The sequence below is a fragment of the Burkholderia sp. YIM B11467 genome (assembly GCF_052952715.1).
Window position 1 is genome coordinate 84,003 of record NZ_JBQVSQ010000016.1, and the last position, 15,873, is coordinate 99,875.

Annotated in this window: 13 protein-coding genes; all 13 read left to right on the forward strand. The window is 67.9% G+C overall.

Going from position 1 to position 15,873, the window contains the following annotated elements:
• Positions 1–9: 9 nt before the first annotated feature.
• Positions 10–1,401 carry a flavin-containing monooxygenase gene (locus ACTRWB_RS35030; RefSeq protein WP_446904555.1) on the forward strand — a complete coding sequence of 464 codons (1,392 nt, stop codon included), beginning with the start codon at positions 10–12 and terminating at the stop codon, positions 1,399–1,401.
• A complete protein-coding gene (locus ACTRWB_RS35035) occupies positions 1,398–2,114 on the forward strand; it encodes an ABC transporter ATP-binding protein (protein ID WP_446904556.1) in 717 nt (238 codons plus the stop codon). Before ACTRWB_RS35030 ends, ACTRWB_RS35035 begins: the two co-directional genes overlap by 4 nt.
• Positions 2,111–3,520: an ABC transporter permease gene (locus tag ACTRWB_RS35040; RefSeq protein WP_446904557.1), complete on the forward strand. Its 1,410-nt coding sequence runs from the start codon at positions 2,111–2,113 to the stop codon at positions 3,518–3,520. Before ACTRWB_RS35035 ends, ACTRWB_RS35040 begins: the two co-directional genes overlap by 4 nt.
• Before the next feature lie 49 nt (positions 3,521–3,569).
• Positions 3,570–4,349: an outer membrane lipoprotein-sorting protein gene (locus tag ACTRWB_RS35045; RefSeq protein ID WP_446904558.1), complete on the forward strand. Its 780-nt coding sequence runs from the start codon at positions 3,570–3,572 to the stop codon at positions 4,347–4,349.
• Complete coding sequence (locus tag ACTRWB_RS35050; RefSeq protein ID WP_446904559.1) at positions 4,346–5,677, forward strand: hypothetical protein; 1,332 nt, start codon at positions 4,346–4,348, stop codon at positions 5,675–5,677. The genes ACTRWB_RS35045 and ACTRWB_RS35050 overlap by 4 nt, the downstream gene beginning before the upstream one ends.
• A 16-nt stretch (positions 5,678–5,693) precedes the next feature.
• Positions 5,694–6,110: a DUF4345 domain-containing protein gene (locus ACTRWB_RS35055; RefSeq protein ID WP_129514266.1), complete on the forward strand. Its 417-nt coding sequence runs from the start codon at positions 5,694–5,696 to the stop codon at positions 6,108–6,110.
• Positions 6,111–6,201: 91 nt separating this feature from the next.
• Positions 6,202–7,275: an esterase/lipase family protein gene (locus tag ACTRWB_RS35060; protein WP_446904560.1), complete on the forward strand. Its 1,074-nt coding sequence runs from the start codon at positions 6,202–6,204 to the stop codon at positions 7,273–7,275.
• Positions 7,276–7,278: 3 nt separating this feature from the next.
• Positions 7,279–8,280, forward strand: a complete 1,002-nt coding sequence (locus ACTRWB_RS35065) for a lipase secretion chaperone (protein WP_446904561.1) — start codon at positions 7,279–7,281, stop codon at positions 8,278–8,280.
• Between the two features lie 431 nt (positions 8,281–8,711).
• Complete coding sequence (locus ACTRWB_RS35070; protein WP_129514762.1) at positions 8,712–9,488, forward strand: Crp/Fnr family transcriptional regulator; 777 nt, start codon at positions 8,712–8,714, stop codon at positions 9,486–9,488.
• Positions 9,489–9,656: 168 nt separating this feature from the next.
• Positions 9,657–12,056, forward strand: coding sequence for a putative bifunctional diguanylate cyclase/phosphodiesterase (locus tag ACTRWB_RS35075; protein WP_446904562.1), 2,400 nt, complete (start codon positions 9,657–9,659; stop codon positions 12,054–12,056).
• Positions 12,057–12,075: 19 nt separating this feature from the next.
• Positions 12,076–12,813: a TenA family transcriptional regulator gene (locus tag ACTRWB_RS35080; protein WP_446904563.1), complete on the forward strand. Its 738-nt coding sequence runs from the start codon at positions 12,076–12,078 to the stop codon at positions 12,811–12,813.
• Positions 12,814–12,924: 111 nt separating this feature from the next.
• Complete coding sequence (locus tag ACTRWB_RS35085) at positions 12,925–13,674, forward strand: winged helix-turn-helix domain-containing protein (RefSeq protein ID WP_446904564.1); 750 nt, start codon at positions 12,925–12,927, stop codon at positions 13,672–13,674.
• Positions 13,675–14,013: 339 nt separating this feature from the next.
• Positions 14,014–15,840, forward strand: coding sequence for an acyl-CoA dehydrogenase (locus ACTRWB_RS35090; protein ID WP_446904565.1), 1,827 nt, complete (start codon positions 14,014–14,016; stop codon positions 15,838–15,840).
• Positions 15,841–15,873: the final 33 nt, after the last annotated feature.

Genomic DNA, 15,873 nt, shown 5'->3' on the forward strand with positions numbered 1-15,873 from the left:
AGGTCCACCATGACGGAGCGCAACGACGGCGCGCGGTACTGCATCATCGGCGCGGGTGCGGCGGGCATCACCGCGGCGAAGAACCTGCTGGCGGCCGGCATCGGCTGCGACGTGATCGAGCGCGAGGACGACGTCGGCGGCAACTGGTACTACGGCCGGCCGAGCGGCGCGGTCTATCGCTCGATCCACATGATCAGTTCGAAGCGGTTTTCCGAGTACCCCGACTTTCCGATTCCCGACGACTATCCGACGTACGCGCGCGGCGACCAGGCGCTCGCGTATCTGCGCGCCTACGCGCGCCGCTTCGGCGTGTACGACCGGATCGAGTTCGGTCGCTCGGTGCTCGAGGTCGCGCCGGTGCCCGGCAGCACGCAGTGGCGGGTCGAACTGGATCGCGGCGAAGTGCGGACCTATCGCGGCGTGATCGTCTGCAACGGGCACCTGTCGCATCCGCAACTGCCCGACTATCCCGGCCGCTTCGACGGGCTGCAACTCCATTCGTCGCAATACCGCACGCCGGACATCTTCCGCGACAAGCGCGTGCTCGTGGTCGGCGCCGGCAATTCGGGCTGCGACATTGCGGTGGAGGCGTCACATCACGCGCGCGCGGTGTTCCACAGCACGCGGCGCGGCTACTACTACTGGCCGAAATTCCTGTTCGGGATACCGGCGGACCAGTGGGCCGAATGGCCGCTGCGGCTGCGCATGCCGCTGTGGGCGCGACGCTTTTTCGGCGAGCGGCTGCTGCGCCTGACCACGGCCGGGCAGCCGGAAGACTACGGGCTGCGCAAGCCCGACCACAAGCTGTTCGAATCGCATTTCATCATCAACTCGACGCTGTTCTATCACCTCGGCCATGGCGACCTCGACGCGCGGCCGGACGTGCGCGAACTGAAAGGCGACCGCGTTGCGTTCGTCGACGGCAGCGAGGAGGCGGTCGACGTGATCGTGTACGCGACCGGCTACCAGCCGAGCTTCCCGTTCATCGATCAGGCGCACTTGCAATGGCGCAAGCCGCAACCGTCGCTGTACCTGAACATGTTCGACGCGCAGCATCGCGACCTGTTCTTCGTCGGGCTGTTCCAGACCTCGACCGGCAACTGGCCGCTGATGGACTATCAGGCGCAACTGCTCGCACGTTATCTGCATGCACGCGACGCGGCGCCGCGCAAGGCCGCGCGCATCGACCGGCTGATCCGGCGCGGCCGCTCGGACTGGAGCGGCGGCATCGCGTTTCATCGCACGTCGCGGCACGTGATCGAGGTCGAGCATTTCGCGTATCGGCTGCAATTGCGGCGACTGATCCGCACGCTGCCGGCCGTGTCCGGCGCCGCGGCGGCGGGCGCGGAAGTATCGCAGCCAGCGCCGGTGCGCGCCGCGCGCGCGGGAGGCGCATCGTGAGCCTCGTCAACGTTGAGAACCTGTCGAAGACCTATCTGCTCGACAGCGTGCGCGTGACCGGTCTCGCCGACGTGTCGGCGACGCTCGACGCGGGCCGCTTCACCGTGCTGAGCGGCCCGTCGGGCAGCGGCAAGACGACGCTGCTGAACATGATCGGCTGCATCGACCGCCCCGACAGCGGGCGCGTGACGATCGCCGGTCACGACACGGCGGCGTTGTCCGACGATGCGCTGTCCGATTTTCGCGCGCGCCACGTCGGCCACGTGTTCCAGACGTTCAACCTGCTGCCGGTGCTGTCCGCGCACGAGAACGTCGAATATCCGCTGCTGATGGCGGGCTGGGCGCCCGCGCGGCGCTTGGCGCGGGTGCGGGACCTGCTCGACGCGGTCGGGCTGGCCGACAAGGCGCGGCACCGGCCGAGCCAGCTGTCGGGCGGCCAGCGGCAGCGTGTCGCGATCGCGCGCGCGCTGGCGGCCGAGCCGGCGATGGTCCTCGCGGACGAGCCCACCGCGAACCTCGACAGCGCGACCGGGCACGCGATCATCGAACTGATGCGCACGATCCAGCGCGAGCGCGACGTGTCGTTCATCGTGTCGTCGCACGATCCGCAGGTGGTGAGCGTGGCCGACGAGGTGATCCGGATTCTCGACGGCCGCATCGTCGGTCACGAACGGGCCGGCGACGGCGCGGCGACGCAGGAGATGTGCCGATGACCCATACGCTGATGCTCGCGCTGCGCAACCTGCAGCGAAACCGCCGGCGCTCGCTCACGACACTGCTCGCGATGATCGTCGGCGTCAGCGCGATCCTGCTGTTCGGCGGCTTCAGCCGCGACATCACGCTCGGGCTGCAGACCGATTTCGTGCAACGCAGCGGCCACCTGCAGATCCAGCGGCAAGGCTATTTCCTGTACGGCACGGGCGACCCGGCCGCGTACGGAATCCGCGATTATCCGGCGCTGATCCAGAAACTGCGGCGCGACCCGCCGCTCGCGGCGCTGCTCGAGGTCGTCACGCCGACACTGCAGTTCGGCGGGATCGCCGGCAATTTCGCGGCCGGCGTGTCGCGCACCGTGATGGGGTTCGGCGCGATTCCGGACGACCAGTACCGGATGCAGCAGTGGAACGCGTATGGCTTCCCGCTGCGGCCGCGCACGTTCGCGTTGCGCGGCACCGCCGCCGACGCGGCGATGGTCGGCCTCGGCGTCGCGCGCGTGCTGCATCTGTGCGGGCCGCTGCGCGTGCCGGATTGCCGCGACGCGCCGCCGGGCCCGGCCGAGCCGGCGGCGGACGGGCCGGCCGCGAACGCGCCGCCCGACGTGCTGGCGCTCGCCCAGGGCGAGGCCGGCACGCGGCCGGCCGACGACGGCGCGACGCACATCGAGGTGCTGACCGCGAGCGCGGGCGGCGCGCCGAACGTCGGCCGCTTCTCGGTCGTGAAGGCCGAGCAGCAGGGCGTAAAGGAACTCGACGACGTCTATCTCGCGGTGCGCCTGGCACAGGCGCAGCGGCTCGTGTATGGCGGCGGTGCGCCGCGCGCGACCGCGATCGAGATCCAGCTCGCGCGTACGGCCGACCTGCCCGCGGCGCGCGCGCGCATCGAACAGTTGCTGCATGGCGGCTTCGACGGCCAGTCGCTCGACGTGGTCGATTTCGCGACGCTGAACCCGTTCTACGACCAGACCAACCGGATGTTCTCGGTGATCTTCGGGTTCGTGTTCGTGCTGATCAGCGCGATCGTGCTGTTCGTGATCAGCAACACGATGAGCACCGCGATCATCGAGCGCACGGTCGAGATCGGCACGCTGCGCTCGATGGGCATGCGGCGCGGCGGCATCCAGGCGCTGTTCGTCTGCGAGGGCGTGCTGCTCGGTGTGGCCGGTGCGTCGCTCGGCGTGCTGGTCGCGCTCGCGATTGCCGCAGCCGTCAATCACAGCGGGTTGGCCTGGACGCCGCCCGCGCGGATCGACGCCGTCGCGCTGACGGTGCGCGTGTGGGGCGAGTGGCGAACCATTGCCGTCACGTTCGTCGGGCTCGCGTGCGTCGCCGGGCTGTCGGCATGGTTGCCGTCGCGCCATGCGGCGCGGCTGTCGATCGTCGACGCGCTGCGGCATGTGTGAAGCCGCGTGTGCCGCCGTTTTGATCCAATCCACTTTCGGGAGAGCGTTCGTGCGTCGCCTGTTCGTTTCATGCTGTCTGAGTCTTTCGTTCGTCGCCGGCGTCGCGCATGCGCAGCCGGCACCCGATCCGCAGAAGGTGCTCGCGGCGAGCGACGCGATCCGCACGCCGGAGAAATCGTTCGTGCTGACCGCGACGTTGATCGAGTACCGGTCCGGCAAGCAGGTCGACGGCAATACGCTGTCGATCTATTCGAAGCCCGACGCGCCCGGCGGCGCGTTCCGCACGCTGGTGCGCTTCGTCGCGCCGGCGCGCGACACGGGCAAGCTGATGCTGAAGAACGGCAACGACCTGTGGTTCTACGATCCGGCGAACCAGGCGAGCGTGCGGATCTCGCCGGATCAGCGGCTGCTCGGACAGGCCGCGAACGGCGACGTCGTGACGATCAATCTCGCGCACGACTACACGGCCGAGATGAAGGGCGTCGAGGACATCGCCGACGGCGACCGGCAGATGCGCCGCGCGTACCGGCTCGCGCTTGCCGGACACGGCGACGGGCTCACTTACCGCCGCATCGAGATCTGGATCGACGCGGTGAACAACCGGCCGTTGAAGGCGCGCTTCTATTCGGAAAGCGACCGGTTGCTGAAGACTGCGTTCTATCGCCGCTACACGATGCAGCTCGGCGTCGAGCGGCCGACCGAAACCGTCATCATCGACGGGCTCGACAGCAACTGGGTCACGGTCATGCGCTTCTCCGACTACGCGTGGCGCGACATTCCCGACGCATGGCTGCAGCGCGACTATCTGTCCCGCTTCCAGGCGCAATGACGGCGCGGCGCCGATGCCGGATCGCCGCGCTCGCGTTCGCGCTGCTGCCGGTGCTCGTGCGCGCGACGGATGCGGATGGCGCGGGCGGTGTGGATGCGACCGGCGTGGATACGGCCGACGTGGACACGGCCGACGCTGCGGCGCTCGATCTCGCCGACCGGCCGGCCGCGCCGCCGCCCGACACCGCGAAGCCGTGGAAACTCGACGTGCAGGACGCGCTGCGCACGAGCCGCTATCGCGACGGCGGGGACGCCGGCCGCAATCAGCTTTCGATCGAATTCGAGTACGGGCAGTGGCTGACGCCGTCGTTCGCCGCGCACTTCTCGATGCGCTTCGACCGCTTCGATCCGCTCGGGACGTCGAGCACGTCGTCGCGCGACGTGACGCTCGTGAAGGAGGCGTATGCGAGCTGGCGCGCGTCGCCCGCGTTCGTGGTCGACGCGGGGCGCGTGAACGAGCGGCTCGGTGCGGCGATCGGCTACAACCCGACCGACTTCTTCCGCGCGGGCGCGGTGAGCCTCGACGTGCCGCCCGATCCGGACAGCCGGCACACGAACCGGCTCGGCACGATCGGGCTGCGCGCGCAGCAGGTGTGGGACACGGGTTCGCTCACGGCGTTGCTGTCGCCGCGTCTCGAACGCCGCGGCCTGCCGGGCGATCCTGCCGCGTCGTCCGACCTGCAGCGGACCAACGGCGTCGACCGCTGGATGCTCGTCGCGAGCCAGCGGCTGAGCGCGGCGATCCAGCCGCAATGGATCGTCTACGGCGAAAGCGGGCAGGCGCCGCAGTTCGGCCAGAATCTGAGCGTGTTGCTCGGCAACTCGGTGGTCGCGTATCTCGAATGGGCGGGCGGCTACCGGCGCTCGCTGATCGCGCGTGCCACCGGCGCGGCCGACGATCGTGCGTTCCGCACCAGCTCGTCGGTGGGTGCGACGTGGACGCTGCCGGTCGACCTGTCGCTCACCGCGGAATTCCAGAGCAACGGCGGCGGCGCGGACGCGGCGCAGTGGCGGTCGTTGCAGCGTGCGAACCCGTATGCATGGGGCAGTGCGGTGCAGACGTCGATCGCCGCGCAGGAGCTGCAAACCCGCCACGGGCTGTTCGTGATGGCAGCATGGCGCAATGTCGGCGTGCGCCGCCTCGACCTGTCGGGCTTCATGCAGGCCGATCTCGGCGGCGGCCGGCAATACTGGGTCGAGCTGCGGCGGCGCTTCGACCGGTTCGACGTCGCGCTGCAATGGCTGCATCAGGGCGGGCCGTCGTGGAGCCGCTTCGGTGCGATGCCGGAGTCGACGAGTGTTCAGGTGCTGGGTATTTTTTATCGATGATGCAAGGAGAGTTCGAATGAGCAAACGCGCGCTTCAGGCGGCGACCGCCGTGCTTGCGCTGGTCCCGTCGATCACCGGGGTGCTCGGCATGATGGGCATCGGCGATCCGCTGTATGCATCGCTCGGCATCGCGCTGCCGGCCGACGCGACGCTGGACGGCAACCTGCGTTTCTACGCGGGCGTCTGGCTCGGTGTCGGGCTCGCGGCGTTTTCGGTGATTCCGCGGATCGAGCGTCAGGGGCGGCTGTTCGCGACGCTGTGGACGATGATCTTCCTCGGCGGCGTCGGGCGGCTGATTTCGCTCGCGACGCTCGGGCTGCCGTGGCCGCCGTTCGTCGGCTTCACGGTGCTCGAAGTCGTCGGTGCGCCGCTGTTCATCATGTGGCAGCGGCGAGTGGCGGCGCAGGCGGCCTGGGAGAGCGCGAATGCATGACATCGATCCGCGTTTTGCGCCGCGCCGCCGTGCCGATAACGCCGCACGGCACCCCGCGGCGGCCCTCCTGTCGAGCGTGTTACGCGCGGCGATGGCACGGCGCTTGCCGCGCGCGTGCATGCGGTTCGTCGCCCGCGTCGCGTTGCTGGCATGCATCGGGCTGCTCGCGCCGCAAGCCGGCGCGCAGACGTCGGCCGCCACCGCGGTCGACGACTACGCGGCGACCCGCTATCCGATCATCCTCGTTCACGGCCTGACCGGAACGGACGACTATTTCGGCGTGGTGCCTTACTGGTACGGCATCCAGGCCGACCTTCAACGGCACGGCGCGACGGTCTACGTCGCCGACCTGTCCGGCTTCCAGAGCGACCTCGGCCCGAACGGGCGCGGCGAGCAGTTACTGGCCTATGTGAAGCAGGTGCTCGCCGTCACGGGCGCGGCCAAGGTGAACCTGATCGGACACAGCCAGGGCGGGCTGACATCGCGCTATGTGGCTTCGGTCGCGCCCGCGCTTGTCGCATCGGTCACGACGATCGCGACGCCGCACCGCGGCTCGCAGTTCGCCGACTTCGTGCTGGGCGCGCTGAAGCTCGACCCGACCGGCCTGTCGACGCCGGTGTTCGGCGCGCTGCTGAACATCATCGGCATCCTGACCAGCGATACGCACAACACGAACCAGGATGCGATCGCCGCGCTCAACGCGCTCGACACGACCTATGCCGCGCAGTTCAACCGGTTGTTCCCGAGTCCGGGTCTCGGCGCCGGTGCGTGCGGCACCGGCGCGCCCGCCGAAACGATCGGCGGGAACGTGCACCTGCTGTATTCGTGGAGCGGGGCCGCGTACCAGCCCGTGTCGCTGCTCGGCATCGTGACGGGCGCCGTCGATACCAGCGTGATTCCGGTCATCGATCCGGCGAACGTGCTGGATCCGTCGACGCTCGTGTTCCTGACGGCCGGCAACATCATGGCACTCGCCGGCGCGGGCCCGAACGACGGCTTCACGTCGACCTGCAGTTCGCGGTTCGGTACGGTGATCTCGACGCGCTACCACTGGAATCACTTCGACGCGATCAACCAGCTGCTCGGCATTCGCGGCGCGTATGCGGAAGACCCGGTCGCCGCGCTCCGCGTGCATGCGAACCGGCTGAAACTGCAGGGCGTCTGAGCGATGGAGGTCCGGACGACACTGTCGCGCGCCGTGCTGTACGGCGCCACTGGCATGATCGCGGTGGCGGTCGTGTGGCATGCGCTCGGCGGGTCGACGCAGGCGCCCGAGGCTGCCGGCGCTGCGCGGGCCGTCGATGCCGCGTCGCCCGGTGCGGCGGCGCCACAGCCTGCGCTAGCGGCATCCGCGGTCGTGCTGCCCGCGTCGCTGGCGGGTTCGCGCGCGCCGCGCCTGCCGGTCGGCCCCGACGGGCACCTGGCGAAAGTGCACGCGGTACGGGAATTCTTCGATTATTTTTTGCTGGCGCAGCACGACCTGACGGCCGCCGGGCTCGATGCGCTGGTTGCGCGCGAGATCGCCGCGCAACCGGTCAGCGCGCTGGCACGGCGCGAAGCGCTCGACGTATGGCCGCGCTATCGCGCGTACCTCGCCGCGTTCGCCGCACCGCCCGGCGGGCGTATCGATCCGGACGGGATCGCGGGCGAGCTCGCACGGCGCGAGGCGCTCGCGAGCCGATGGCTCGGCGACTGGAGCACGCCTTTCTTCGGCGCGGAACGCCAGCGGCAGCGCGACAACCTCGAGCGGATCAGGATCGCGCGCGATCCGACGCTTACCGATGCACAGAAGCGCGAACGTCTCGCCGCACTCGACCTGTCGCTGCCGCCCGGCATGCGCGACGCACGCGAGCGGCTGGCGCGGCAGCACGACGAGATTACGATGGTCGCGCGGCTCGAAGGGCAGCGCGCGACGCCCGACGCGTTGCGGGCGCAGCTCGGCGCCGATGTCACCGCGCGCGTCGTGCGGATGCAGCAGGACGACGACGCGTGGCTGGCGCGCTATCGCGACTACGCGGCCGAACGCGAACGGCTCGACGCGCAGCAGCTTGCGCCCGACGCGCGCGATGCGCAGATCGCGCGATTGCGGCAACGCGACTTCCCGGACCCGGCTGACGCCCTGAGGGCCGCGTCGCTCGACGCCGGCAGCGCGGCGGCATCGGTGCACTAGCGCGCGACATCGTGCCCGGCTCCGGCGCGTGCATTTCATGCCTGCTACATCCGCCGCCAGGGAAGTGTGGGATATGTCACTTATCCCGCATTGTGTCGATTCGGGAATGATTTTCAGTTATTGACTTTATTGCATTCCGGCATATTGCCATTCATGGAGAATTTTCAATGTTTCGTTGAGCAATCCTCTTTATATGGCGTGGAATTAAATGGCTAATCCTTGATTGACAATGCAAGGATATCCGGGTGGCGGATTGAACTGTCAAATTACTTCATGTAACGAAATCGGAATGCCGCGGACGGTTGGCCTGCGTGATACCTTTTTGCCCAATGCCACCGGGAAGAAAACGGAAAAACCGTCAAACCGGTCCGGTAAAAAATGGCATGAAGGTTCGGTGGCCGAGGGCAGGAATACAACGTACGAGGTGCGCCGTGACACATCAGGCAAACAACGTCATCGAGTTGCCGCATGCACTTGGTGCCAATTATTTTCTGTCCGCGCTTGACGGAATAAATCGTTCGGAATTCGCGCCCCATTTGCAGCTTTCGAATCTCAAGACCGGGCAGGTGCTGTGCGATGCCGGCGAGAATCTGGAAGCCGTCTATTTTCCCGTGACGGCCGGCATTTCCCTGCAATGCACGGCAGGCGGCAAGACGACGCTCGGCGTGACGGAAATCGGTCGCGAAGGCGTCGTGTGCGACGACGTCATCGGCAGTGCGATGCAGCGACGCGCCGTCGTCTATTGCGGCGGGTTCGCCTATCGGCTGTATGCGCGCCGGTTCGACGACGCATGCGACGCATCGGCGGCCATCCGGAAGCAGGTGTTCGTGCGCATGCAGCTGATTCTTGCGCAGGCGTCGCAGGTGATGTTCTGCAGCCGTCACCACCTGATGCGCCATCAACTGGGCCGGTGGCTGCTGATCGCGTACGAGCGATCGCGCAGCATCGAAATCCCGGTCACGCACGGCATGCTGGGCCAGATGCTGGGCGTGCGGCGCGAGACCGTCACCGATGCCACGCGGCAGCTTCACGAGCTCGGTCTGATCCATCAGCACCGCGGTGCCATCGTGCTGACGGACCTGGCGAATCTCGAGCGGCAGGGATGCGACTGTCATCGGGTCATCCGGGACGAAACGTGCCGCATCCTCACGGTCGATTCCGGGATCGATGCCGGGGTATCGCCGCCGCGCCGCGTGCGGACGACCTAGTCCGTCGCGCCGCGCGGGAGAGCGCGGCCGGCAACGGCTTCTTGTGCCGCGATTGCACGAAAGGCGGCACGTCGCGAGCGTGCGGAATGGGAGGTGCCTGAACGCCGGAAGTCCGGGCGTGCGCCAGGCCAGAGACGTCGAGAATAATCAGAAAAGCAGTCACCAGGTATGGAAAACATTTCGAAGCTCCCGAGTCAGCGCAGTTCGTTTCACGTGTGGCCATGGAGTCCGGCGCTGGGCATCCTGCCGATCGTCGTCGTGATCGTGGCGCTGGCCGGGTTCGTCGCCGTCAGCCTGATCGTGATCATGTCGCTGCGCGTGTATGTCGGCGGCGAAAGCAGCTGGTCGAAGGCGCAGAAGGACGAAATCATCCTGCTGAGCCGCTACGGCGAGACCAGCGACGAAAAGCTGTTCGGCGATTACCTTGCGGTCGACCGGACCCTCGTATTCCTGGGCGTCGCGCGCCGGGCGATGGTCGGCGTGCCGGCGGATCACGGGGTGGCGCGCCGGGCGATGATCGAGGCCGGCATCAATCCCGTCGATGCGGCGGCGGTGGTGTGGTTCTATCCGATCCTGAGCAGCTTCGCACGCCTGAACGCCGCGTTGCAGTACTGGGAAGACGCGGACCGGCAACTGGTCGATCTGCGCCGGGCCGCGGACGCGCTGCGCGAATCGGTGCGTGCGGGCGACATCCGGCGCACGAGTCGTCTGAATCGCTCGATCTGGGACATCAATTCGCGCATCGAACCGCTGCCGAAGCGCTTTTCCGACGAGCTGAGCGCCGAGTTCCGCTCGGCCGTCATCCAGCTGATCCTGTCGTACATTGCGGCGTCGCTGCTGATCATCCTGCTGTCGGTGCGATGGGCGAGCCGCGCGCAACGCCAGCAGCGGTCAATGCAGACCGAGCTCGACCGGAGCCAGGCATTCGCGGAAGCCGCGCTTCGCTCGGTTGCCGACGCGATCGTCACGATCGGCCTCGCACGCAGCATCGAAACGGTCAACCCGGCGGCCGAGCAGTTGCTCGGGTCGTCTTCGGATCTGTGCGTCGGCAAGCCGATCAACGATGTGCTGGACCTGATCGACACGTCGACCGGGATGTCGATCAAGCTGCTCGCGTCGCTGAGCAACAGCGGCGACCACACGTTCACCCGCGATCTCGACCTGATTCGCGTATGCGGCTCCGCCGTGGCCGTGCGCGCGTCGCTGTCGAAGATGGACAACGCCGCGGGCCGCTGCGTCGGCTACGTGCTGATCCTGCGCGACATGACGCACGAATACCAGTTGATCGGGAAGCTGACCTGGCAGGCGTCGCATGATGCGCTGACCGGGCTGATCAACCGGACGGCGTTCGAGCGGCGCGTGGGCGAAGTGCTGGTGGAGCGGGCCGGCGGGATGCTGCTGGTACTCGATCTGGACGGCTTCAAGGAAGTCAACGACGTATGCGGGCACGCGGCCGGCGACGCGCTGCTGCGCGACGCGACGGCGGTGTTCCGGCGCTGTCTCGACGACGACGACGTGTTCGGCCGGCTGGGCGGCGACGAGTTCGGCATCCTGCTGCCAGGCAGCCGAAACGTCGCGCCGGACGGCGGCAAGGCGGAGCGGATCCGCGCGAGCCTCGACGACTTCACGTTCTTCTGGGAAGGTGAGCCGTTCAAGATCAGCGTCAGCATCGGCGTGCTGGATCTCGCATGCCGCCCCGAGAGTGTCGAGAAGGCCATGCAGATGGCCGACATCGCATGTTATGTGGCGAAGGATCGCGGCCGCAACCGCGTGCACGTCGCGGATTCGCGCGACATGAGTTCGAGCCGCCAGGCGTACCACAAGCAATGGAGCCGTCGCGTGAAGACGGCGCTCGAAACGAATTCATTCCAGTTGTATGCGCAACGAATCGTGCCGATCCAGGCCGGGCTCGGCGCGCAGGAGCGCGCGGAGATCCTGCTGCGTATTCCGGATGCCGACGGCAAGCTGATCTCGCCGGTATTCCTGCCGGCCGCCGAACGCTACGGCCACATGACGATGATCGACCGCTGGGTCGTGCGCACCGTCATCCGGCGCCTCGCGCGGCTCGAACGGCGTCACTACGTCGAATACAACGTGAACCTGTCGGCGATGTCGATCACCGACGAGCGCTTCGTCGAGTTCGTGATCGCCGAGCTGTCCGCGTCGGGGCTCGATCCATCGCTGCTGTGCTTCGAAATCACGGAGACGAGCGCGGTTCGGAACCTGGAGGTCGCATCGCGCTTCATGTGCGAGCTGCGCGACCTCGGCTGCCGGTTCGCGCTGGACGATTTCGGCGCCGGCATGTCGTCGTTTTCGTATCTGCGCCAGCTGCCGATCGACTACCTGAAGATCGACGGCGGCCTCGTGTCGGACATGACGTCCGACAGCATCAAGCGCGGCATCGCGTGCGCGATCAACGACATCGCGCACGTGATGCAGTACCGCACGGTGGCGGAGCACGTCGAGGATACGACGACGGCCGAGATGCTTCGCGCGCTCGGCGTCGACTTTTGCCAGGGCTATTACTTCGGCCGCCCCGCGCCGTGGCAGGAAGGGGGATTCCATTGAAACAACGAGGAATGAACGCATGAGTGCTCCATTTGAACTGACCGGCGACCTGACGGATCTGGCCAGCTATCCGGCCTGGCTGCGTGACGTGGTCGGCGCGACCGACGAACTGAAGGCGCGCATCCGGTCGCATCCGGTATTCGCGGCCATGAGCGGCGGAACCCTGCGCGCGCCGCAGTTGCGCGCGTTCTTCGTGACCGGCTGGGCGGTGGTCAGCCAGTTTCCCGAGTACATGGCGATGAACCTGGTGAAGACGGCCGCGTATCGGTCGCGCGGCGAAGAGAAGGCCAGGCGCTATCTGATCCGCAATATCCGCGTCGAGCAGAATCACGTCGATCACTGGGCCAACTGGGCCGCCGAATCGGGCGTGACCATCGACATGATGCTGTGCGGCGACGCGCCGCTGGCCGGGTTCGCGCTGAGCCACTGGTGCTGGAAGAGCGGCAGCGCCGATGCGCTGGCGCCGAGCATCGCCGCGACCAACTACGCGATCGAAGGCGTGACGGGCGAATGGAGCGCGATCCTGTGCGCGTCGCCGTACGAAGAGCAGTTCGATCCGGCGGTGCGGCATCGCGCGATGCGCTGGCTGAAGCTGCATGCCGACTACGACGACCGGCATCCGTGGGAAGCGCTGGAGATCGTCGCGACGCTGCTCGGCCAGTCGCCCGCGGCCCGCGACGTGCGGGAAGTCGAGACGTCGATCCGCAAGAGCCTGAGCTATTTCCTGACGAGTCTCGATTGCTGCATGCATGTGTAGTCGCCGGCACCGCGCTGTCGCCGGTTCGCGCATGCCGGCCGTTCCGGTCGGCCGGCTGACCGGCGTGATGCCCGGATTCGCGGTCCAGGCTGTCGTGTTGGGCGATTTTCCATGGCCACCCAAGTTCTTGTTGTAGAGCCCGACGCGCGGTTGCGCGACATGATCGGCGTATTCCTGCGCGGCTGCCAGATCGACACGTCGGTGCTGGAAGACGTGTCGATGCTGCCGGCGTGCGTGGCGGCAGCGCCGCCGACGCTGATCGTGCTGCGCGTCGAACGGCCGACAACGGCGGCCTATATGGCGCTCGGCGCGCTGCGGCGCGCCGGCCACGACATGCCCGTGATCGTGCTCAGCCGTTGCGCGGGCGTGGTCGACAAGGTCGTTGCGCTCGAGATCGGCGCGGACGACTACGTCGTCGAGCCGTTCGAGCTGATGGAGCTCGTCGCGCGCGTGCGCAGCGCGATGCGCCGTTATGCGCTGAACGGGTTCGGGCCGCCGCGCGCGCCCGGAATCGCCGAACCCTATGCGTTCGGCGACATCGAGGTGAATTTCGTGAGCCGGCGCGCGACCCGCGCGGGGCGCGATCTCGGGCTGCGCGTCAGCGAATTCGCGCTGCTCGAGCTGTTCATCTCGCAGCCGATGCGCGTGCTGTCGCGCACGGAGATCCTCGCGCTGCTGGGGTCGAAGGCGGCGGGACGCTCCGAACGCGGGCTCGACGTGCTGATCTTCCGGCTGCGCAACCTGATCGAGCAGCCGGTCGGCGATTATCGCTACATCCGGACCGTGCGCGGGAAAGGCTACATCTTCGTGCCGCTCGGCACGTTGGCGGACGACGACACACACCCGCCGCAACCCGCCTGAGCGGATCGAGCGGGCGCAGGGGATCGCCGCGCGCCGCTTCCCGATCGCCAGGCGCCGGCACGAATCCGGATGAGCGGGCTTGCGCGTGCCGCCGTCGTCGCGGCTCGCTGGCGCGCAACCGGGCATTGTCGTTATAGAACGACCGTGCTAAATTTCCGCCAGCACTTGCAGTCACCGACCGATTCATCCGGCCCCGGCAACCGGAGCCCATGGGCGCGCCCGGCGCGCCGCCCGACAGGAGACAGACGTGATGAAGCATGCATCGATCGAGCGCAGGCGGATCGACCGGCGGGCGCATGAGCGGCCGTCGCCGACGCGGGCCACCCGGAGGGCAGCACGATGAGCCTGTTGATGTCGCGACGCGATCTCGCGTTCCTGTTGTACGACTGGCTCGATGCCGAAGCGCTCGTCGCGCTGCCGCGCTACGCGGAGCACAGTCGCGAGACCTTCGATGCGGTGCTCGACACCAGCGAGCGGATCGCCGAAGACCTGTTCGCGCCGCACGCCGCGCGCGGCGACCGCGAGGAGCCGCATTTCGACGGCGAGCGCGTGACGCTGATTCCGGAAGTCGAACCGGCCGTGCGGGCTTTCGCGGACGCCGGGCTGATCGCCGCGGGCCATGACGAAACGCTCGGCGGCATGCGCTTGCCGAAGCTGGTCGAAGCCGCGTCGTTCCTGTACTTCCAGGCCGCGAACATCGCGACCGCCGCTTATCCGTTCCTCGCCGTCGCCAATGCAAACCTGCTCGTCGCGCACGGCAGTCCCGCGCAGATCGACGCGTTCGCGCGCCCGGAACTGGACGGGCGCTTCCTCGGCACGATGTGCCTGTCCGAACCGCAAGCCGGCTCGTCGCTGTCCGACATCACGACGCGCGCGGATGCCGACGGCGACTCGCCGCTCGGCCCGCGCTACCGGCTGACCGGCAACAAGATGTGGATTTCCGGCGGCGAGCACGAACTGGCGGAGAACATCGTCCACCTCGTGCTCGCGAAGATTCCCGACGAACACGGCCGGCTGCCGACCGGCACGCGCGGCATCTCGCTGTTCATCGTGCCCAAGTACCTGCCGGCCGATGGCGGCGCGCGCGGCGAGCACAACGACGTCGTGCTTGCCGGGTTGAACCACAAGATGGGCTATCGCGGCACGACCAACTGCCTGCTGAATTTCGGCGAAGGCACGCGTTATCGTCCGGAGGGGCGTGCGGGCGCCATCGGCTACCTGGTCGGCCAGCCGAACCACGGCCTGGCTTACATGTTCCACATGATGAACGAGGCGCGCATCGGTGTCGGCGCGGGCGCGGTGGCGCTCGGCTACACCGGTTATCTGCACGCGCTCGACTACGCACGCAACCGGCCGCAGGGGCGTCCGCTCGGCCCGGCCGGCAAGGACGCGGCCGCGCCGCAGGCGCCGATCGTCGCGCATCCGGACGTGCGGCGGATGCTGCTCGCGCAGAAGGCCTATGTCGAAGGTGGCCTCGCGTTGATCCTGTACTGCTCGAAGCTGGTCGACGAAGGGCGCGCGCACGACGACGAACAGGTGCGTGCCAATGCCGCGCGCCTGCTCGATATCCTGACGCCGATCGCGAAAAGCTGGCCGTCGCAGTGGTGTCTCGCCGCGAACGACCTCGCGATCCAGGTGCACGGCGGTTATGGCTACACGCGCGACTACGCGGTCGAGCGGCTCTATCGCGACAATCGCCTCAATCCGATTCACGAAGGCACGCACGGGATCCAGGCGCTCGACCTGCTGGGCCGCAAGGCTGTGCAGGACGACGGCGCATTGCTGCGCGCACTCGACGTGCGTATCGGCGCGACCGTCGAACGCGCGCGGGCGCTGGATGCCGACCTGCGCGCGCAGGCCGATGCGCTGGCGCAGCGCTGGGCGCGGCTGTGCGACGTCACGCGACAGCTGGGCGCGATCGGCGATCCGCAGCAGCGGCTCGCGAACGCGAGCGTCTATCTGGAAGCGTTCGGCCATCTCGTCGTCGCGTGGCTGTGGCTCGACGTGACGCTCGCCGCGCACGGGCATGACAGCGATTTCCACGACGGCAAGCGTGCGGCGGCTCGTTACTTCTTCCGCTGGGAATTGCCGAAGGTGGATGCGCAGCTCGATCTGCTGTCGAGCGTCGACACGACGACGCTCGACATGCGCGACGCGTGGTTCTGAACGTCGCCGCGTCAATATTCCGGAATGCTGACG